This is a genomic window from Komagataeibacter sp. SM21 (assembly GCF_041402665.1).
Taxonomy (GTDB): Bacteria; Pseudomonadota; Alphaproteobacteria; order Acetobacterales; family Acetobacteraceae; genus Komagataeibacter; species Komagataeibacter saccharivorans.
On sequence record NZ_JBGLOV010000011.1, the window covers coordinates 18,914 to 39,208 of the forward strand.

At 59.4% G+C, this 20,295-nt stretch carries 20 protein-coding genes; 8 read left to right on the forward strand and 12 right to left on the reverse strand.

Going from position 1 to position 20,295, the window contains the following annotated elements:
* Nucleotides 1-195: 195 nt before the first annotated feature.
* On the reverse strand, nucleotides 196-588 hold the full coding sequence (locus ACBR42_RS11455) for a hypothetical protein (RefSeq protein WP_371208161.1): 393 nt from the start codon (nucleotides 586-588) through the stop codon (nucleotides 196-198).
* A 17-nt stretch (nucleotides 589-605) separates the two neighbouring features.
* Here ACBR42_RS11455 and ACBR42_RS11460 point away from each other — a divergent pair, with 17 nt between their 5' ends.
* The 3 genes from ACBR42_RS11460 to ACBR42_RS11470 all read left to right on the forward strand — a co-directional run bounded on the left by ACBR42_RS11460 (nucleotide 606) and on the right by ACBR42_RS11470 (nucleotide 4,102).
* A complete protein-coding gene (locus tag ACBR42_RS11460) occupies nucleotides 606-1,619 on the forward strand; it encodes a LacI family DNA-binding transcriptional regulator (protein ID WP_371208158.1) in 1,014 nt (337 codons plus the stop codon).
* A 91-nt stretch (nucleotides 1,620-1,710) separates the two neighbouring features.
* Nucleotides 1,711-2,568, forward strand: a complete 858-nt coding sequence (gene aroE / locus ACBR42_RS11465) for a shikimate dehydrogenase (protein ID WP_371208108.1) — start codon at nucleotides 1,711-1,713, stop codon at nucleotides 2,566-2,568.
* Between the two features lie 58 nt (nucleotides 2,569-2,626).
* Nucleotides 2,627-4,102 (forward strand): sugar porter family MFS transporter, encoded by a 1,476-nt coding sequence (locus tag ACBR42_RS11470; protein WP_371208109.1) that lies wholly within the window; start codon nucleotides 2,627-2,629, stop codon nucleotides 4,100-4,102.
* A 141-nt stretch (nucleotides 4,103-4,243) separates the two neighbouring features.
* Here the strand turns inward: ACBR42_RS11470 and ACBR42_RS11475 are convergent, their stop codons facing one another.
* The 7 genes from ACBR42_RS11475 to pxpB form a co-directional block, all read right to left on the reverse strand.
* Nucleotides 4,244-5,665, reverse strand: coding sequence for an MFS transporter (locus ACBR42_RS11475; RefSeq protein ID WP_371208110.1), 1,422 nt, complete (start codon nucleotides 5,663-5,665; stop codon nucleotides 4,244-4,246).
* A gap of 173 nt (nucleotides 5,666-5,838) precedes the next feature.
* The gene (locus ACBR42_RS11480; protein ID WP_371208111.1) at nucleotides 5,839-6,213 is read right to left on the reverse strand and encodes a biotin/lipoyl-containing protein; all 375 of its coding nucleotides are present in this window, start codon (nucleotides 6,211-6,213) and stop codon (nucleotides 5,839-5,841) included.
* Entirely contained in the window at nucleotides 6,210-7,565 is a 1,356-nt protein-coding gene (gene accC, locus ACBR42_RS11485; RefSeq protein ID WP_371208112.1) for an acetyl-CoA carboxylase biotin carboxylase subunit, read from the reverse strand. The genes ACBR42_RS11480 and accC overlap by 4 nt, the downstream gene beginning before the upstream one ends.
* On the reverse strand, nucleotides 7,558-7,995 hold the full coding sequence (locus ACBR42_RS11490) for an acetyl-CoA carboxylase biotin carboxyl carrier protein subunit (RefSeq protein ID WP_371208113.1): 438 nt from the start codon (nucleotides 7,993-7,995) through the stop codon (nucleotides 7,558-7,560). The genes accC and ACBR42_RS11490 overlap by 8 nt, the downstream gene beginning before the upstream one ends.
* A 17-nt stretch (nucleotides 7,996-8,012) precedes the next feature.
* Nucleotides 8,013-8,777 (reverse strand): LamB/YcsF family protein, encoded by a 765-nt coding sequence (locus ACBR42_RS11495; RefSeq protein ID WP_102324275.1) that lies wholly within the window; start codon nucleotides 8,775-8,777, stop codon nucleotides 8,013-8,015.
* Nucleotides 8,778-8,803: 26 nt separating this feature from the next.
* Complete coding sequence (locus ACBR42_RS11500) at nucleotides 8,804-9,796, reverse strand: biotin-dependent carboxyltransferase family protein (RefSeq protein WP_371208114.1); 993 nt, start codon at nucleotides 9,794-9,796, stop codon at nucleotides 8,804-8,806.
* The gene (gene pxpB / locus ACBR42_RS11505) at nucleotides 9,793-10,431 is read right to left on the reverse strand and encodes a 5-oxoprolinase subunit PxpB (protein ID WP_132303679.1); all 639 of its coding nucleotides are present in this window, start codon (nucleotides 10,429-10,431) and stop codon (nucleotides 9,793-9,795) included. The genes ACBR42_RS11500 and pxpB overlap by 4 nt, the downstream gene beginning before the upstream one ends.
* Nucleotides 10,432-11,131: 700 nt before the next feature.
* Here pxpB and ACBR42_RS11510 point away from each other — a divergent pair.
* The 3 genes from ACBR42_RS11510 to ACBR42_RS11520 are packed head-to-tail and all read left to right on the forward strand — an operon-like array spanning nucleotide 11,132 to nucleotide 13,931.
* Nucleotides 11,132-11,794: a GntR family transcriptional regulator gene (locus ACBR42_RS11510; protein ID WP_371208115.1), complete on the forward strand. Its 663-nt coding sequence runs from the start codon at nucleotides 11,132-11,134 to the stop codon at nucleotides 11,792-11,794.
* On the forward strand, nucleotides 11,791-12,639 hold the full coding sequence (locus ACBR42_RS11515; RefSeq protein ID WP_102324012.1) for a DUF1989 domain-containing protein: 849 nt from the start codon (nucleotides 11,791-11,793) through the stop codon (nucleotides 12,637-12,639). The genes ACBR42_RS11510 and ACBR42_RS11515 overlap by 4 nt, the downstream gene beginning before the upstream one ends.
* A 2-nt stretch (nucleotides 12,640-12,641) precedes the next feature.
* Nucleotides 12,642-13,931: a hypothetical protein gene (locus tag ACBR42_RS11520; RefSeq protein WP_371208116.1), complete on the forward strand. Its 1,290-nt coding sequence runs from the start codon at nucleotides 12,642-12,644 to the stop codon at nucleotides 13,929-13,931.
* On the opposite strand, the gene tmpT is transcribed toward ACBR42_RS11520, so the two are convergent.
* From tmpT to ACBR42_RS11540, 4 genes are all read right to left on the reverse strand, one after another.
* On the reverse strand, nucleotides 13,928-14,596 hold the full coding sequence (gene tmpT / locus ACBR42_RS11525) for a thiopurine S-methyltransferase (protein ID WP_371208159.1): 669 nt from the start codon (nucleotides 14,594-14,596) through the stop codon (nucleotides 13,928-13,930). The genes ACBR42_RS11520 and tmpT overlap by 4 nt on opposite strands.
* Nucleotides 14,597-14,710: 114 nt before the next feature.
* Nucleotides 14,711-15,397: a GntR family transcriptional regulator gene (locus ACBR42_RS11530; RefSeq protein WP_118963441.1), complete on the reverse strand. Its 687-nt coding sequence runs from the start codon at nucleotides 15,395-15,397 to the stop codon at nucleotides 14,711-14,713.
* Between the two features lie 53 nt (nucleotides 15,398-15,450).
* Nucleotides 15,451-16,338 (reverse strand): 2Fe-2S iron-sulfur cluster-binding protein, encoded by an 888-nt coding sequence (locus ACBR42_RS11535; protein ID WP_371208117.1) that lies wholly within the window; start codon nucleotides 16,336-16,338, stop codon nucleotides 15,451-15,453.
* Nucleotides 16,339-16,395: 57 nt separating this feature from the next.
* Complete coding sequence (locus tag ACBR42_RS11540) at nucleotides 16,396-17,439, reverse strand: Rieske 2Fe-2S domain-containing protein (protein WP_371208118.1); 1,044 nt, start codon at nucleotides 17,437-17,439, stop codon at nucleotides 16,396-16,398.
* A 350-nt stretch (nucleotides 17,440-17,789) separates the two neighbouring features.
* Here ACBR42_RS11540 and ACBR42_RS11545 point away from each other — a divergent pair, with 350 nt between their 5' ends.
* Both ACBR42_RS11545 and ACBR42_RS11550 read left to right on the forward strand, forming a co-directional pair.
* Nucleotides 17,790-18,992, forward strand: coding sequence for an FAD-dependent monooxygenase (locus ACBR42_RS11545; protein WP_371208119.1), 1,203 nt, complete (start codon nucleotides 17,790-17,792; stop codon nucleotides 18,990-18,992).
* Nucleotides 18,993-19,153: 161 nt separating this feature from the next.
* A complete protein-coding gene (locus ACBR42_RS11550; protein WP_371208120.1) occupies nucleotides 19,154-20,281 on the forward strand; it encodes an FAD-dependent monooxygenase in 1,128 nt (375 codons plus the stop codon).
* Nucleotides 20,282-20,295 lie beyond the last annotated feature (14 nt).

Sequence of the window (20,295 nt, forward strand, 5' to 3'; positions counted from 1 at the left end):
CCGTAATAGGGTGATGACAGGCATAAGTAAGGATTGTCCATATCGCGGTATGACAGCATATCATTCCTTAATGTGCTCCCCGTTTTTAATGAGGCATGGGCACGATAGGCTCATTGGGATGGGCGGGAGGAGCCCGGTGCTTTTTGCGTTTCAGGCCCCCGATGTGCCTCAAAACGTATATGGGCGTATTCCTGATCACTTGTCGTCATAGGGGGCAGCAGGAAAGTCGCCGAGCATGATGGAAGTCAAGAGCAGGTCATCCGCCTGTCTGCGGGCGAAAGAGAAACCGGAAGTTTCCCTTGTCCGCGCGGGATTACGCAGACCCTGCTCCATAATCGTCGCAAGGAGGGCCGCTTCGCGCCTTCGTTCTATTTTCGTGATGCCGGGATATTGCTGAATATTGTGCGTGCGAGATTTTCCATGGCAATATCTTGCCCATAGGGATGCACTGCCGTAATCACAGGACTCCATTCCGCCTATGGTTTCGTTCGTGGAAGTGCTGGTCTCGCCTGCAGATATGCAGGTTGATTTCAGGGGGCTGGCGACTTCAATGGCGCACGGGACAGAATGCAGGTATATGCGCACCATGTCGGGAGGTCAGCATTATACGCCCTGTAACATCAACTGATGTCGCAAGACAGGCCGGTGTGTCGCAATCAGCCGTGTCGCGCGCCTTTTCGCCGGGGGCGAGCATTGCACCCGCCACGCGGCGCAAGGTTCTGGAGGCTGCGGCGGCGCTGAATTACCGGCCCAACCGTATCCCCGCCATCATGCTGTCGGGGCGTTCGCGCATGGTGGGCGTTGTGGTTGGGGGGCTGTCCAATCCATTCTACGCATCCGCTCTGGAACGTCTGGCCATATCGTTGCGTGCCGAAGGGTTGCAGATCCTGCTGGTGCATGTGGATGATGCACTGACACTGGATAGTGCGCTGGATCACCTGCTGAGCTATCGCGTCGATGCAGTCGTTACAGCCTTGGCCGTAGGCACGCGCAGTGCAGCGCGCGCGCTGTCGGATATGAAAATTCCCGTAATCTGCTTCAATTCCCGCCTGACTGGACCATGGATATCAACCGTCGTGTCCAACAACCGCGCAGCGGGGAATATGGCCGCGCGCGTGCTGCTGGAATGCGGCGTGAAACGTCCGGCATGGCTGGCCGGTCCCGTGCGCAACACAGCATCGCGTGCGCGCGGACAGGGATTTATCGAGGGGTTACGGACGGATTCCAGTGTATCGGGCGATCTGATCGAACTGCACGGGGATGACAGCTACGAAAGTGGCTACGACGCGATCTGCAAAATGCTTGCGGGTGGTGCGCGGCCGGATGGCCTGTTCAGCAGCAATGATCTCATGGCCTGTGGGGCAATGGACGCGCTGCGGCAACGTGGTGGCCTGCGTTGCCCGGAAGATGTCGTCATGATGGGATATGACAATATTCCCCAGGCTGGCTGGTACGCCTACGATCTGACAAGTTTTGATCAGCAGGCGGAAAGGCTGGTTGCCGTGGCGACGGAACTGCTCGAAACCGCGCTGCAACCCGAAAGCGGGCCGGTATCACGTACCTGCGTGATCGAGGCAAAGCTGGTCGCCCGACGCAGCACCACGCCCCAGTTCATTTAAACGTTACCGATTTTGCGATTGTTTGGCGGCGGCATACCTGTGCATAGCTATGCAATACCTATGCAGCCGCCTGACATCGGGGAGTGAGATTATGGCAGACAGGAATTTCCGCAGCATTCTTACCGGCTCGTTCTCGACGCCCTGCGGTGATAATCCAACGGTGGCAATGATCGAGGCCGCATACCGGCATGCCGGTATCGACGCCCGCTACATTAACTGCGACGTGAAGGCCGAAAACCTGGCCGCCGCCGTGGCGGGGGCAGTGGCGATGGAATGGGTCGGCTTCAACTGTTCCCTGCCGCACAAGGTGGCGGTGATCGAACATCTGGATGAACTGGCCCAATCCGCGCGCATCATTGGCGCAGTGAACTGTGTCTCCATCCGCGATGGTCGATTGATCGGCAACAACACTGATGGCAAGGGTTTCCTTGCCTCACTGCAAAGCGTGACGGACCCGGCGGGAAAGCGCGTGCTTGTGCTGGGGGCAGGCGGGGCTGCACGTGCCATCGCAGTCGAACTGGGACTGGCCGGGGCAAAGCATCTGACCGTGACGAACCGTGATCCTCACAAGGCACGGACGATCGCAGCCCTTGTCGCTGACAATACGCCGTGCGGGGCGGAGGTCATGGCATGGGATGGGAAGATCTCAGTGCCCGAGGGCACCGATATTGTCATCAATGCAACATCAATCGGTCTGGGCGATGCGCAGGCACTGCCACCGATCAGGCTGGAAACGCTGCGGCGCGGCATGGTCGTGGCGGATGTCATTCCCAATCCGCCCATGACACACCTGCTGCGCAAGGCGCGCGCACAGGGCTGTACGGTGCTGGACGGGCTGGGAATGCTTGTCAATCAGGGTGTCATCGGGGTGGAGCTATGGCTGGGGCGCAAGCTGGATTCCGGCGTGATGCAGCGCACCTTGCAGGAAATATTCGGCGTATCGGACTGAAGGGAAGCGTCACCTGACCACGAGGGCAGAACCGGGGCGAAAAGAAAGGAAGGGCCGCATGACAACCGTTTCCAACGCCAGCACTGAACATCCGTCGCCTCGGCACAGGCTGCGCCAGCGCGCGCTTGATGTCCTGCCGCACTTCGCCCATCTGGGCGACAGCAGGCCGCAGGCGCGGCGTTATGTCGGCATTGCCGCGGCCGTGGCGGCGGTGGGTGGCCTGCTGTTCGGCTATGATACGGGCATCATCGCATCGGCGCTGATTTACGTCAGCCAGAGCTTTTCGCTTTCCACCGCCGGGCAGGAATGGGTTGCGGCGGCCCTTAATCTGGGGGCGGTTGCCGGTGCGGTGCTCAGCGGCCCGGTTTCAGACCGCTATGGCCGTCGCCCGGCAATCATGCTGGCTTCGGCAGTGTTCATCCTTGCCTCCTTCGGGTGTGGTCTGGCACCTGATACGACCATCCTTATCATCGCGCGGCTGTTCCTTGGCGTGGCGATAGGGGCCACCACGCAGATCGTGCCGGTCTATGTTGCCGAACTGGCCCCGGCGGAACGACGTGGCGGTCTTGTATCCCTGTTCCAGATGGTGTTTTCGCTCGGCCTGTTACTGGCCTTTTTCGTGGGTTACGAAATGGCGGGGCCACCCGACTGCTGGCGGCCCATGTTCATGCTGGGGGCGGTGCCCGCGATATTGCTGGCGCTGGGCATGCTGTTTCTGCCGGAAAGTCCGCGCTGGCTGCTGCATCATGAACAGGAACGGCGTGCTATTGCGATTTTATACCGTCTGCGCGGGCATCATGATCCCGTCCGGATGGAACTGGACGCCGTCCTGTCCATTGACGAGGACGGGCGTGATGAGGACGCAGGCTGGGGCGCGTTGCGACAGGCATGGCTACGGCCCGCACTGATCGCCGCATTGGGTATTGCGGCACTTTCCCAGCTTTCGGGACCGAATGTGATTGTCTACTACGCGCCAATCATCCTGTCACAGACGGGGCTGGGTCATTCCACGGCGCTGCTGACATCGGTTCTGGTGGGTGTGACGTCCACTATCACAACAGGCATGGGCATTGCGCTGATCGACCGTGTGGGACGCCGCCGGATGCTCCTGCTGATGCTGCCGTTTGCAGCCCTTTCCCTGTTCGTGCTGGGGGCGGTCTTTCTCAGTCCGGCACCTGTTGCGGGCATGCGCATGGTGCTGATGGTTGCGTCGCTGCTGGGCTATATTTTCTTCAATTTCGGGTCGTTATCAGTGGCGGTGTGGCTGATTGCGGCGGAGGTGTTTCCCCTGCATGTCCGCAGCAAGGCCATGGGGCTGGCCAGCGCCACCGTCTGGCTTTCTGACACCCTTGTCTCTCTCGTCACGCTGTCGCTGGTCAATGGGCTGGGTACGACTGGCACGTTCTGGCTGTTTGGCCTTATCAACGTCATCTCGTTCGTTTTTGTCTGGGCTTTCGTGCCCGAAACGGCAGGAACGACGCTGGAAGGTATCGAGACGCGGCTGCGGTCGGGAACCTTTCTCGCACGCGACTGACGGGGAGCAGGGAAACGGATGTGCGGGCTGTGAAGGACCAGCCACGTGCATCGCGGTTTTGCCGGGAGTAGGGAAGGGCCTGTCTTGATGGCTGTGTTATTATCACCCCTTAATCATAAAATACCGGCATAATGGATCAGATCATGCCCTATGCCCGCTGACTTCCTGCCCGAGGGTGCGTGGCATGCGGATGCAGCCAAGGGCCGCCACCAGCGCGATAATGGCTGCCGCAAAGAAGGTTGCATGCAGTTCAGCCAGTCCCACGCCGTGGCTGTGGTCGATGGTCTGGAAAAGGGAGAGGCCGAACGCAGCCCCCGCGACGCCTGCGGCCGACGCAGCCTGTTGCAGGATGGACAGCAGTCCGGATGCCGCACGCCGCTCGTCGGTGGAAATATCGGCAAATGCTACGGTGGAAAGGCTGGTCAACTGCATGGATCGCGTGGCGCCCGCGAAAACCAGCATCAATACCAGCAGGCCCCTGTTCGTATCCGGTGCTGCGAAACCGCATGCAACAAGCGAAAGGGCAACCATCAATCCGTTGAACAGCAATATGTTCCGAAAACCGAACCGCCGTATAATCGTGCTGGTAAAGGGTTTCAGGCCCAGATTGCTACAGAAATAGACCAGAACCCATCCCCCCGCCGCAGCCGGACGTAACCCGAAACCAAGCTGGAACAGCAGTGGCAGCAGGAATGGCATGGCGGAGAACAGGGTGCGAAACAGCACACCTGGATACAGCACGACATAGCGCAGGCTGGGGCGGTTTAGCGGAGCAAGTGAGAGGATGGGCGTGGGGTGCCGCCTGAGGTGCCGTATGGCGGCCCATCCGGTTGCAATGCCGCCAATGATCAGGCCAAGGGCGATTTCGCGGGTACGGCCACTTTCCGCCGAACGCTGGAAACCTGCAAGCAGGGTGGTCAGCCCGATGGCGCACAGGGAAAAGCCCACGAAATCCATGGGGGGCGGTTCGGTTTTTTCTTCCTGCGGGACGAAGCGCAGGATGGCGATGGCCCCTGCCAGCCCGATGGGCAGGTTGAGCCAGAAATTCCAACGCCAGTCCAGTGTCTGGGTAATGAAGCCGCCCAGAACCGGGCCAATGATGGGGGCCATGAGGCCAGGCCAGACGGTTACTGCCTGTGCGCGCATCCATTCGGATTTCGGGGTATGACGCAACACCACGGACATGCCGACGGGCATCATCATGGCCCCGGCCAGTCCCTGCGCGATACGGGCCAGCATGAACATTGTCAGGTCAGGCGCGATCCCACACCAGACGGATGCAAGGGTAAAGGCAATGACGGAGACGAGCAGCAGCGTGCGCTCACCAATTTTTTGCGACAGCCAGCCGGACAGGGGCGACAGGGCAGCTGATGCCAGCATGTAGGCCGTAATCCCCATGGACAGGTCAATGGTTGTTACGCCAAAGCTGTGCGCCATCTGCGGCAGGGATGTATTGATGATCGCGCCATCAAGGTTCTGCATGAATGACGTCGCCGCCATTATCAGGGCGATCATGGGGGAATAATTCTGGCGTGCGGCGGGCGTGCCTGTCTGTCGGGTCATGTGGATCGGGCCGGGTTGGGATCTGGACAATACGCGCGGCATTCTTCGCGGGCAGCAGGGACTGCCCGGTAGGGTTGAGATACCGCCATATCCAGTTCAGATACGCCAGATTCTGCCGCCCGACCAGTTCACGATCCTGTAGCGGCCTTCTGTCTGTGGCTGCTACAGCGCGTTTACTCCGACTGGATTATGAACAGGGGGGCATGATACCCAACGGTATCCCCGTCCTGCGCCAGAACAGTATGAACCACCCCGTCCGCAGGTGCTATGACAGGCAGCCGGACAGGCCCGACTTCAACAAAGGCAAGGATGTCGTCTATTGCGACTGTGCTGCCGGGCCTGATCGCGCCCATGCGGAAAACGCCCATTTCGGGACTGGGCACGGTGTTCTGTCGGACGGACGGGGCCATGGTCTGCGCGACCGGGGCCGCTACGGCGGGTGATAGCGTAAGGGTCAGGACCGCATCATTTTTGGCAAGGGTCAGGTGAGAGACCCCGTGGCGTCGCATTGCGGGCGCCAGCCTGTCCAGCATTTCCAGAAGGGTCATGATGCGGCCGTGCCCATTATGGTTTCCAGATAATGTACATTGATCTCGCCTGTCGCGAATGCGGGTTCATCCATCAGGCGGCGATGCAGTGGGGCCGTTGTCGCAATGCCCGTAATCTGCATTTCATCCAGCGCGGCCTTCATGCGATTGATGGCATCCGCGCGATCAGTGCCGTGAACGATCAGTTTCGCCACAAGCGAATCATAGTGGGGTGGTACGGCATAGCCATCATATAAATGCGTATCGACCCGTACGCCGGGGCCACCGGGCGCGCGCCATTTGGTAACCAGACCGGGGCTGGGGCGTAATGTCACCGCATCTTCGGCGTTGATGCGACATTCCAGCGCGTGCCCGGTGGTATGAATGTCGTGCTGGCGAATGGACAGGGGATGGCCCATGGCGATACGAAGCTGTTCGCGTACAATATCGATACCCGTGGTCATCTCCGTTACCGGATGTTCGACCTGCAGGCGGGTATTCATTTCAATAAATGCAAACTCGCCGCCTTCGTACAGGAATTCGAAGGTGCCCGCCCCTACATATCCCATCCGGATGCAGGCATGCGCGCATAATGCGCCCAGGGCCGCGATCCGTTCCGGGGCGATGCCGCAGGCGGGCGCTTCCTCCACCAGTTTCTGATGGCGACGCTGGACTGAACAGTCGCGCGCGCCCAGCCATACGGCATGGCCGTGGGTATCGGCCAGAACCTGAATTTCGATATGGCGTGGTTTCTGCAAAAAGCGTTCGGCGTAGACGACAGGATTGCCAAAGGCGCGTCCCGCTTCCTCGCGCGCGGTGGCAATGGCCGTGTCCAGTTCCGTCTCATGGTGGACAATCCGCATGCCGCGTCCACCGCCCCCGCCACTTGCCTTGACAATAAGCGGGTAGCCGATCGCCGCGCATATTGTCCGGGCCATGGCGGGGTCCGCAGGCAGCGCGCCGTCCGAATCAGGCAGGCAGGGCACGCCAGCAAGCCGCATCTGCTGTTTGGCGCTGATCTTGTCGCCCATAAGCCGCATGACGGCGGCGGACGGACCAACGAGAACCAGCCCTGCCTGTTCCACGGCCTGTGCAAAATCCGGATTTTCGGACAGGAAACCATAACCGGGATGGATGGCGTCCGCTTCCGTCAGGCTGGCGGCACGCATGATGCGCGGGATGTCCAGATAGCTGCGTGCGGCAGCGGCGGGGCCGATGCATATGCTGTGGTCTACAAGGCGCAGATGGGCCAGACTGCTATCGGCCTCCGAATAAACGCCAATGGTTTCCAGCCCAAGAATGTTGCAGGCACGGACAATGCGCAGGGCAATTTCGCCCCGGTTGGCGATGAGAACCCGGCGGATCTTACGCATTTAGCCGCTCCACGCGGAAGAGCGGCGTCTCCGGCTCGACAGGCTGGCCGTTCGTCACCAGTATTTCCACGATGCGGCATGGATATTCCGCTTCCATGCGCGACAGGGTTTTCATGACTTCCAGAATATACAGTGTCTGCCCTTCCGATACGGTATCCCCCACCTGCACGAAAGGCGGCGCATCGGGTGCCGCTGCAGCGTAAAACTGGCCGTGCATGGGGGCTACGATAATCGTCTGGGCGGGGGCAGCGGGCACTGATGGCACGGAAAGGGCGGGTGGCGCGTCTGTATCCGCCTCGGGGGCGGTGGGTTGTGTCGCCGTGCGCACAAGATGGATGCGTTCGTCACCCTGCCTGTAATCCAGTTCCGCAATGCCAAGCTGCGCCATGCGGGCCATCAGGGTCTCAAGATGGGTAAGGTCGATATTCATGTCCGCTCGATCCGCTTTCAGCACAGAGGTTTTACAATAACGCCCGCATCTTCCAGTCCGGTCCGCACGGCGCGGGCGACCGCCACGGCCTGCGGGTTGTCGCCATGGACGCATATCGTATCGATCCGCGTGGGCAGGAACCTGCCCGATACCGTCTCGATCCCGCCAGCGCGCACCATGCGCACCATCCGCTCCGCCACGAAACCCGCATCATGCAGGACCGCGCCGGGCTGCGTGCGTGAGACCAGATGGCCATGTTCGTCATAGGCGCGATCGGCAAACACTTCCGAGAAGACCGGAGCACCCTGTTCATGGCCAAGGCGTTCAAGATGGCTCAGCGCAATGGCGATGATCGGCAGGCCGGGTGCCGCGCGGCGGACCGCATTCAGGACGGCCTGGGCTACGGCGGGGTCTTTTTCCGTCAGGTTGCCAAGTGCGCCATGCGCCTTCACATGCGTGATCTCATGCCCCGCATAACGGGCCAGAGCGATTGCGGCACCGATCTGGTAGGCGACGATATGTTCGATTTCCGCAGGTGACAGCGGCAGCGCCCGCCGCCCGAAACCCCACAGGTCGGGAAAGCCCGGATGCGCGCCTACGCCCACCCCTTTTTCCTGCGCGATGCGGAATGTGTGGGCCATGACCTGCGGGTCGCCCGCGTGAAAACCGCAGGCAACATTGGCCGAAGTCACGATGTCCAGCATGGCGGCATCATCGCCGATTGTGTAATGGCCAAAACTTTCACCCAGATCGGCGTTCAGATCGACGGTGCTGACAGGCATGGTGTCGTGCTCCATAAGGGCAGGGGTCAGGATGTTACGGAAATGGCGGGGGCAAGATCAGGGCGCAGGGTGTCAATCCCGCATGCCAGTGCGTGCAGGTGACGGGCATCAAGGCGGATGGCCTCGACCGCTTCGTGTCGCGTGATCTGGATGAAGCGGACGGACTGGCCGATGGCTGTCTGCGCCAGTACCCGCAGGTCGGGTTCGATAACGGTTGCGATCTTGGGGTAACCGCCGCAGGTATTGGCGTCCGCCATCTGCACGATGGGCTGTCCCGCTGGGGGAACCTGCACCGTGCCGGGCAGGATGCCGTGGGAAAACAGGTTGACCGGGCTGTCCAGTGTCAGGGTTTCTGTTCCTTCCATCCGGTAGCCCATGCGGTTGGCGCTGGGCGTCAGTTTCCATGGCTGCCCCCAGAAACGATCCTGTGAATTGGCGGTGAAAAGGGCGTATTCGGCGGCAGGCAGCGCGCGTACGACAACATCGCCGCCATCGGGAAGCGGGGTAGGGCATGTCAGTCCGTAACCCGTAGCCGGGAAGGGTAGCGGCGGGACCGGGAGTGTTTGCAGCCGGTCCCCCCTGCGCAGCGCACGGGCGGCCAGACCGCCAAAGCCACCCTTGATGTCCGTTGAGCGTGACCCCAGAACCTGAGGAACATCTACCCCGCCCCGCAGGGTGACGTAGCAGCGCGCGCCTGCCGTGGGGGCGGGAATGGTCAGGATCTGACCGGGACGCGCCTGCATGGCCCAGTCCGGTGGAAGGGGCGTGCCATCCAGCGTGGCAGCGGTGCGTGCGCCGGTCAGGGCAAAGCTGGTGGCATGGTCAAAGCGTATGCGGAAGGGAAAAAAGACAACTTCGATGCCAGCGGCGTCCGGATCATTTCCCAGCAGGATATTGCCATACGCCAGCGCCAGACGGTCCATTGCCCCCCCACGGGAGACACCAAGCGATATGGCGTCCGGTCGCCCGAAATCCTGTATGGTGTTCAGTGTCGAACTGGTCAGGATTTCGATCATCATGCCCTCACGAAGCGGATGGTATCGCCCAGCCTGAACAGGCAGGGTTCGGCACGGAAGGGATCAAACAGCGAAAGAGACGTATGCCCAAGGATATGCCAGCCGGAAGGCGCGGTGCAGGGCATGATGCCCGCATGCCCGCCCCCGATAATGACCGAACCCTGTTCCACCTTCAGCCGGGGGGAGGCGCGGCGCGGCATGGCCAGGCGGGGATCAAGACCGGTCAGGTAGACAAATCCCGGCATCGCACCGATCGCGGCAACGCTGTAGGTGGCCTGAACGTGGGCTGCGACCGTCTCTGCTTCCGTCAGGCCGGCAAATTGCGCCACCGCCGCCAGATCTTCCCCTGCCGTGCCGCCATATGTGACGGGAACCGTGATTTCCCGTGACGGGACGGGATCATCCGGCGCCTGTGCCCATGTTTCGCGCAGCAGGTCTTCCACCGCGACGGGATCGGTAACGGTGACATCGAACATGACCAGCAGGTTGTTGACGCCGGGGACAGCGTGGGTAATGCAGGGATGTTTTGCGATATGGCGGGCCGCTGCCCATATCCGGCGCTGGGTCTGGTCGCTGAAAGCCCCGTCGGCGGCATCCAGCAGCAATCCGCCTGCTCCCGCCATGCTGATACGTGTCATGCCGGGGTCTCCTGCTGTATCAGGTGCATGGTCCCCCGGTTTTCGGTGCGTGATGCCAGGGACGGAATGGTAACGGACAGAAACGTTATCACCACGCGATTCAGCATGAGCTGACAGTCACTGGCAACGGGTTTCTTTTTTATCCGTAACTTTTTCATGCTGGCAGCCTAATTGTTCAACAATCCCTTGACCAGAAAAAATTGTTTCGTATAGGGTTCGTTATGGGATGAATATGATGTGACCCGTTCGGTATCTGGCGGCATTTCATCGTAACTGATTATTTTTAGTAAATATTCCCTATATGACAATAATATAGGCGTTATGTTCTATATATTTCTTTAGTTCTGGCCCCGTCATGGCCATCGGTTTTGCGGATGAAACAGGGATAAAAATGCCGGACCATCTCGTTATCAAAAAGCATTGTTGAACAATGTGATAATGAATTCCCGTATCGACGCTGGATTGCGCCATCCGGCGCGTGGCATGCGATTTATGTATCAGGATGACTGCCTGATTATGGGTCCGGTCAATAAAAATGGATCATGACGAAGAAAATGTATGATGTACCCTTATTCAGATCCCGGCATACTTTCAGCCTCCCGACTTTCGCAACGGGTATGGAGGCTGCAGCCTGCCCGACAGTATCCATTCGTGATCAACCCACAGGAATATTACGGCTGAAATGGTCACGGGCCGGAAAATGATGGTACGTTCTTCCCATCAGTCCCTGCCTGCCAGTGTCGCCCAGCGTCTGCGTGAGGATATTCTGGATGGTGATCTGGTCAGCGGACAGCCTCTGGTCGAAGCGCAGATGGTGGAACGGTTCGGCGTATCCCGAAACACGGTGCGCGAAGCCATGCACTCACTCGCGCAGTCCGGGTTAGTGACCGTTATCAGCCACAAGGGCAGTTTTGTCCGGCAACTGACTGTTTCCGACATTCGGGAGATTTACGAAATCCGCCGTATTGTGGAAACGGGTTGCTGCATCCGGGTCGAAACCGGTCGGTGGACCCAGCTTGCCCCCGTATTTACCGCAGCCTTTACGCAGGCGCGTTCCGCCATGCGCGATGGTGAGTGGCGGATGGCCGGAACAGCCAGCCTGCTTTTTCACCGCCTTCTGGTCGGGGCGTGCGGCAGCGATCAACTGACCGCCTTTTTTGACAATATATGCGCCCAGATGCGGCTGGCATTTCAGATGGTGCAACCGCAGGACGCCATACAGCGGCCATGGCTGGAAAAGGATGTCGCCATTTTTGAAACCCTCAGGGAAGGAAAGACAGGACAGGCCATCACCCTGATCGAGGATTACCTGAAGTATTCGGAAGACCTTCTCTTCACCCTCATTCCCGGAATAGACGAATGAAAAACTATCCTGCCGCCTACCAGATTCCCCCCGACTTCAAATACGCGGTCGATAGGGAGTTCTATAATACCGTCTCGAAATCGGCGCTGTCCCGCCCGCCCGTCCTGTCGGAAGTTGTTCCAATCCGTACCGGCTACGCATGGGAAGTAAAACAGGGGCAGGTTTTCCGTATTGTCGCCCCGGAGGGGCCGCAGGTTGGCGACCTTAACATCTGGTACCGTCACGACCCGCGTGAACGGCTGTGGGCATCGCGCACCCGCCAGCTTGAAGGGGCGCATGTCTCCACCTTCAACCGCCTGTGGTCAACGCTGCCGTTCATGCGTCCGCTCGTGACCATTACGGGGGATTCGCTGAACGATTATGGCGTGGACGCGTATGGTGGCCGTATTCACGACCTGCTGGGCACGCGGTGCGATCCCTACATCAACAAGCTGCTGAGCGGGGAGGAGTTCGACCATCACTGCCATTCCAACCTGACCCGCGCCGTCCTGCCTTATGGCCTGACGGAATTTGATGTGCATGACGTGCTGAATGTGTTTCAGGTAACGGGTCTTAATCACGAAGACCGTTATTTCATGGAAGCGTCCCCCGCACGGCCGGGTGACTATCTGGAATTCTTTGCGGAGGTGGATCTCCTCTGCGCCATTTCCACCTGTCCCGGCGGCGATCTGTCGCTGCCCATGTGGGGGGATGAGGCTGGCAGCACGCTGTCCGTATGCCGGCCGCTCAAGGTGGAAATCTACGATACCGATCCCGCCTGCCTGAAGGGATGGACGCCGCCGGTCCGTTCGGATTATCGCGGGCAGCATGGTCTGCGTGAAGACCGCTCCGGCGTTAACCGATAACCATGACGGATAAACTCGCCCCCCGGCATCTGACGATGATCGCCTTTGGCGGCCTGATCGGGATGGGGCTGCTGGTCGGGTGTGGCAGCGCCATACACAGGGCCGGTCCCGCCATCGTGCTGAGCATCCTGTATGCGGGCATGCTGACATACTGCGCCATGCGGACCCTGTCGGATTATATGGCGCTTGACCCGGACCGGGGTTCGTTCCTTGCCTATCTGGGCACATCGCGCCGTTCGGGGGAGGAGTTTGTCTGTGGCTGGCTTTACTGTGCGTACTGGACCTGCGTCATCGCGGCGGAAGGACTGGGTGGGGGAATGCTATTGCATCAGTATCTTCCGCTGCCCGTCCTGCCGACGGCACTGGCGCTGATTGCGGCGGCATGTGCGCTGAACCTGCAGTCGGTCAGGCTTTTCGGGCAGGTCGAGTTCTATCTGACTATGGTCAAGCTGGTTGCCATCATGGCGTTCTGTGCGGTCTGCCTGGGGGCGGTCACGGTGGACCTGTATCACCATGGCCGTCAGATCCTGCATGATCTGAATGGGATTGATCTGGCCCCGTTCGGGATCGGCGCGGCGTTCTATACCGTGCCAACCATCATGTTCACCATGGCCGGGGCTGAAATCATCACCATAGCCCATCGGGAAACGGAAACATCCAGCCAGACCCTTTCCGGTCTGGCCCGTCTCGTTACGGTGCGGATGGTCGCCTTTTATCTCGTTCCCGTGCTGCTTATCCTGCTGATCCTGCCGTTATCATCTGTCCGGCCCGGATTTTCGCCCTTTGCCGATACGCTGGCTTTCCTGCATGTGCCGCATGGCAAAGCCGTATTCGATGGTGTCATTCTGGTTACGTTACTGTCCTGTATCAATTCCAGCACCTATATCGCGTCCCGCGTCATGAATGAACTGCGGACACATGACCGGGACAGAGCGGGCATGGCGCCCGTGTCGTTCGCATCATGCATCATGGGGGTGTCGGCGGCGGGTGGCATGCTCTGCGTGGGGGCGACACTGTTCAGTGCGGCTGCCTTTTCATTGCTGCTGGATGTCAGTGGCTACATCACCATTGTCGTTTACGGTGTCATCAGCCTGTCCTTCATCCGCTTTGCAACGGGCAGGGCATTATCGCCAATGACAAGGATGCGGGCCTTTATGGCACTGCTGCTCAGTGCCGGTGTGATGTCTGCCGTTATTGGCGGTGATGAGCGACGCAGCGGCCTGGAATGCTTTTTTGTCCTTGTCCTGCTTTTATCTGTCTGTCGTGTCGGGATGGGTCGTCTTGGCCGTTAGGGCTGGATATCCTGCGTGCGTGTTTTCGCCGCCGGTTCGAGTATCCATACGGCTTCCGTTGCCGGGCAGGTCCCTTTCAGTCCGCCCGGTACGTCATGCCGCCTGACGCAGGTGAGATGGAATAGCCCACCATAATACTGTCGGACTTCTGCTTCGTTTACGCTGAAGGGTGGTCCGGGCCTGAATGACTGATCGTATTCAAGGCAGATGAGCAGTTCCGGGGCAGCATCCGTGATTGCGATCACATGCGGAGCATAGGCAGTGCGTGCGGGTTCAGGCAGGGCGATCAGGGCTGCGCGATCATACACGGCATCAACTGGGCCGAGTGCCGTGCGGGTAAGATCGAAAATATTGCCAACGAAAATGCGGATATTCTGGGCTTCCAGACAGCGCAGGCCACCGAATTTCGAAATACGTGGCGTCAGTTCCAGTTCCGCAAATAACTGGTCCACCGCAATCTGGCTCAGTTCGATCCCGACGACCCTGTATCCCTGTTCAAGCAGCCAGTGGATATCAAGGCTTTTTCCGCACAAGGGAACAAACACGCAGGCCTCCGGCGGCAGGCCAAGCGCGGGGAAGTGACGCAGAAGCAGCGGGTTGGGCTGTAGTTCATGAAAGCCGGTTTCATTGCGCTGCCATTTTCCGTGCCAGAATGCTTCATCCACTGTTGCGTTCATTGGTCATGGTCCTCCCCGCTGTATCGGGGCAGGTTGTATCAGGTGTCGCGCAGGCATCACAATACAGGCTGCCGGTCCGCCCGAAGTCAGGCAAACGGGTGGTTACAGTATCACGATCTTACGCAATACGTTTTCCGAAATGTTCACCAGATGGGTGCGTACATATTCAACCGCCAGAAGCGGGCTTTTCATCTCGATCATCTGGATGATGCCCCAGTGTTCGCATGATCCCGAGTGGTCTACACCTTCGTATTCATTTACGATTTTTCTGGCCCGCGCGATGTGGGACATGGCGACCGCGTGCATGTCAGCCAGCGCGGTGTTGCCGCATTCCTGCACAAGCGTGACATGGAAATCATCATTCAGGCGGTAGTATCCCGTTATGTCCTGGTTCTTTATGCACTCGTCCATCCGCTCCTGCAGACGCGACAGTTTCTCGACTGCCGTTTTAGAACCATCCTGCGCCAGTAGTTCGGCGGCGAACTGTTCAATGCTGCGCAGTACCTGAAAACGATCCTCCAGATCGGTGCCGCGAACCGGTGTGACCGTCGCCCCCGAAAAGGGAGTGATCATGACCAGTCCCTCGCGTTCGAGTTCCTTCAGCGCATCGCGCAGGGGGGTGCGTGATACGTTATATTCGCGGCACAGTTCCTGCTCCGGCAGGCGCTTGCCCGGTTCCCATACCCCACTGATGATTTCCGCGCGAAGCTGACGCAGCAGTCCTTTCATAAGGACTTCCCGGTTGGCTGTGCCTTCGCGACTCTTTTTTTCGTCTACGGATATATTCATGGCATCATGTCCATAGCCTGTTTCCCGGCAGGCGGACAGGGCATGGCGCGGGGTCAGAGGTCAAGTTCAAGAATGCTGGCATCGGCTGGCTCCGAACAGCATATCATCATCACGTCCCGGTCGGTTCCCGGCTGGTGCAGGGCATCGCGATGATTGACGCGCCCCTTCAGCACCCGTATTTCACACGCCCCGCAAACGCCCTGTTCGCAGGAATAGGCAACATCCAGATTATTGCGCAGGCAGGCGGCCAGTATCGTCTCGCCGGGCAGGACATGCAGGTCGTATCCGCTTCTGGCCAGACGCACCGTATATCCATTGTCCTGAACGGACGGGACCGCCCCCAGCGGGGCGAAACGTTCGATCAGTAACTGCTGGCTGTTTCCGACCGCCTGTTCAGCTTCGTGTATCATGCGCTCCGGGCCGCAGGCATAAAACAGGTGGGAACCGGGATGGGCGCGGATGATATCGGATACGCGCGGCTGGTCCATGCCGTGCGCGGTCTCGATCAGGGTTACATCGTCCTGCCCGGCCAGTTCATCGTAAAAGGCCATGCGCCCGCGCTCCGGCCCCCAGTAATACAGGTGCGGCTTCAGCCCCGCGCGCCTGCGTGCCCGCCAGATCGACAGCATGGGTGTGATGCCGATTCCGCCCGCCAGTAGAATTTCGCGCATGCCGGGCGGTGGGGAGACAGGGAAAATACAGCGCGGGGCGGAGATCGTGTAGGTCTCGCCCACAATGCTTTCCCGGTGCCACCTGTCGGACCCGCCCCGCCCGTCGGGCATGCGCCGGACGGCGATCTGGTAGGTATCGGGGGCTTCACCTTCGTTCACCAGTGAGTACTGCCGGGTTGTCGTGGCATCGACATGCAGGTCGATATGCGACCCACCCGGCGCGGGGGGTAATGCCGTGCCATCGGGTGCGCGGAACATATATACGTTCACGTCCGGGGCTGCGTAATGAATACTGACAAGCCTGACCGTAAGCACGGCATCGTCCCCCTAAATTGTTCCGTAGGTAATGCCGAGCGAGCGCAGCCAGGTGCGGTATTTCTGCCCCATAAGGTCCGTCCGGTGGTGCAGTTCGTAGCGCAGATGGGTGGGAATGCGTTCTGGGCGCTGGGTTTCGACAATGACCCGGTCCTGATTGAATACGACATCCGCGCGTTCGCGTACGGCCTCCGCTGTGGGGGCGGGCTGGAGATCGGTGGCGGAACAGATGCGCACGATGCATTCCGTCGCGCTGAGCGGCTGGACGGTAAACAGGGTTGCGAAATACTCGCTGTTATTGTCGACCGGCGTGCCATTTTCATCGGCCTTCAGGACGCGTTTTGAAAAACGCGCCAGCAGGGGCCGGAGGCATTTATAGGTATAGAAACCGACAACCGGTATGCCGCGCGCATCGCCCCATGGCTGGAATACGCGCACTTCGGATGAAACCACGCCTTCGTCCCCGATTTCAACGGTATAGGGCGCGATCTCGTCCGGGTTTTCCATAACGCCATTCAGCCCCGCATGCACAAAGGGGAAATGCGTGGCATCGACAAAGTTTTCCACGGCGCGATAACCGTTGGCGTTGTAAGGGTAGGGGCCGCAAAGCACCTTCTGGAAGCGCTCATCATCCCATTCGGGGAAGGGGGCGATTTCCCCCGGATTATCGCCCAGACAGGTCCATACAAATCCGTACCGTTCCGCCACGTGATGGGAAAAGGCACGGGCCTTGCGCATGGGCGTTTCACGCGGGGCGGCGGGGATCAGCGTGCATTCGCCACGGCTGTTGTAGCGCCAGCCGTGATAGGGGCAGACAACCTGATTGTCGCGGATACACCCCTTGGACAGTCGCGCCCCGCGATGGATGCACAGATCCTCCCACACATGGATTTCGCCTGCATCATCACGCCAGGCGATCAGGTCACGATCCAGCAGGCGGACAGGTGCGATTTTGCCTTTTTCAAAATCGGATGAATAGCCAACCGGGAACCAGTCGTTCAGCAGCACCTGGTCTTCGCAGACGGTGGGCAATGTTTCAGGGAACGCAGGCATCATTGACTCCTGACAGGAGGGGAAGGGATGCGCTTATGGTATACAATAATAACGGATTCGCAATGTATTTTTAATGGGGGATCATGCAGGTGGTATGCAGACATAAGGATCATGACGCGCGAGGTGGGATATGGTGGTGAAAGATTTTATAAAATAAAAACAATAAATAACATTGGTATAGCCTGTTTTTTCATATGGTGAGGCAGGGGTATCATGCGTGGAATTCCTGCCATCGTAACGGATAAGAAATATTTTCCTTGAATGGGTTCGTCTTTGTGCATATCCATTGATTGTATACGAACACGCGGGTCAACGACCCGTCTGTGCCAGATCTGAAACGAGGAGTACCGGGCATGTCATCTGATTGTCGCGTGGCCATTGTCGGGGGGGGGATTGGTGGTCTCGCCCTTGCCGCGGCGCTGGAGCAGCGGGGCGTGGACTACCGTCTGTTTGAACGTTCGGCGCAACTGGGGGAAATTGGCGCGGGCGTGCAGATGACGCCCAACGCGGTCAAGGTCATCCGGGCGCTGGGGCTTCTGGATGGGCTGAAGGATGTTGGATTCCTGCCGGAATCACTGACCGGCCGGAACTGGAAATCAGGCAAGACCCTGTTCCGCATGCCGCTGCGTGGGGAGTGTGAGCGGCTTTACGGCGCCAGCTTCTTCCACGTCCATCGCGCCGACCTGCATGAACTGCTGCTGTCGGGCGTGCGGCGTGATCGCATCACGCTGGGCAAGGCATGTGCGCGTGTTACCTCGGAATCTGACGGGGGTGTCGTCTACTTTGCCGATGGTGACAGCTTCTGCGCGGATCTGGTCGTTGGTGCGGATGGTATCCATTCCGCCGTGCGTAAAAGCCTGTTCGGTGCGCAGCAGGCGCGGTTTACCGGGCATATGTGCTGGCGTGCCGTGGTTCCGTTTGACGCGATGCCGGATTTTGTAACGCCGGACTCCTCCTTCTGGATGGGGCCGAACGGGCATGTGGTCACGTATTACGTAAAGGGTGGCCGGGCGGTTAATATCGTCGCCGTTCTGGAAAGTCGTGACTGGGTGGAGGAATCATGGAACCTGCCCAGCACGCGTGAGGAACTTCTGACCGCATTCAGGGGATGGCACCCCAATATCCAGAAATTGTTCCAGCGCGTGGACACCACGTTCAAATGGGGACTGTTCGACCGTGACCCGATGGAAAACTGGTCCGCAGGCCCTGTAACGCTTCTGGGCGATGCGGCGCATCCCATGCTGCCCTTTCTGTCGCAGGGGGCGGCGATGGCGATTGAAGATGGCTACGAACTGGCCCGTGCGCTGGACCAGAATGCCGATATTGCCTCTGCGCTGCGGATATATGAGGAATCGCGCAGGCCCCGTACCAGACGTGTGCAGCTTGAATCGCGTGAACGTGGGCGCACCTATCACCTTGCTTCGCCGCTGGAACAGTTCATGCGCGATTTCAGCTACAGGGTCCGCAATTTCATCAATCCCCACAAGGGCGGCATCAAGGCCAACTGGGTCTATGAATATGATGCCACAGCGACCCCCGCGACCCTTGCGGCCTGATGGAACGTGACCGTAATGTTTCCATCAGATCCGGAACCGTAATAATTTTTTCTTGACATGGCGTCCAAACTGCCGAAACCTGCATATATCGTGTATACGCTATTAATGTGGACCGCACGGTAAATGGTGGTCCGGAATCAGGCAGGACAAGGAGTTTGAACGTGGCGAACGGAGTACGTGTAGGCATAGCAGGGGCCGGTCTGGGGGGCGTTGCCGCTGCGGGCCTGCTTCAGCGCGCGGGATTTGATGTCATCCTGTTCGATCAGGCTCCCGGTTTTGCCCGTCTGGGCGCGGGCATCCAGTTTGGTCCCAATGTTCTCAAGATTCTCAGCCATCTTGACGGGCTGGACAAGAAGCTGGAGGAAATTTCCTGTCTGCCGGATTACTGGGTCAGCCGCCAGTGGGACACGGGCGAAATCATGGCCAAGATCCCCCTGAACGCTGAACGTTCCCGCTATGGGGCGCCTTACATCACCATCCATCGTGGCGACCTGCATCAGCTCATGCTGGACTGCGTGCAGCCCGAACGCGTGCGCTGGGGCCACAAGCTGGTCGATTTTCAGGATAATGGCCGTGACGTCACGCTGAATTTTGAAAATGGCGCGCGCGAGACGGTCGATATCCTTGTCGGGGCCGATGGCATAAACTCGCGTGTACGCGAAAAAATCTTCGGCAGGGAAGAAGCGGTCTATACCGGCTGGCTTGCCCACCGGGCCATCATTCCCGGTTCCGTGGCGCGTGACCTCGGGGCGGATGTGAATGCGAAATGGTGGTCGGATGACCGGCATATCGTGTGCTACTATCTTGATCGTAACGAGGACGAATTCTACCTGGTCACAGGTGAGCCGGGTGAGTGGACAAGTGCCTCGGGCCAGCTACCGAGCACGCGCGCCGAATTCAAGGCGGCGTTCAAGGGTTTCCACCCGCTGGTTCAGGGGTATATCGACGCAACGGATGTCGTGAACAAATGGCCGCTCAAGACGCGCCAGCCGCTGCCGCAGTGGTATGAGGGGCGTGTCGTTCTGCTGGGCGATTCCTGCCATCCGATGAAACCGCATATGGCGCAGGGTGCTGCAATGGCGGTGGAAGACGCGGCGGTGCTGACCCGGTGCATGAGCCTTCTGGGTACGCAGGATCTGGACGGCACGTTCCGGGCCTATTGTGATGCGCGCAGGGAGCGTGCGACGAAGGTCCAGACGATTTCCAACGCCAATACATGGCTGCGCCAGCCCGAAGATCCGTACTGGTGCTATGGCGACAATGTCTACGATCTGAAAATCGGTGCCTGATTGAACCAAAGGGG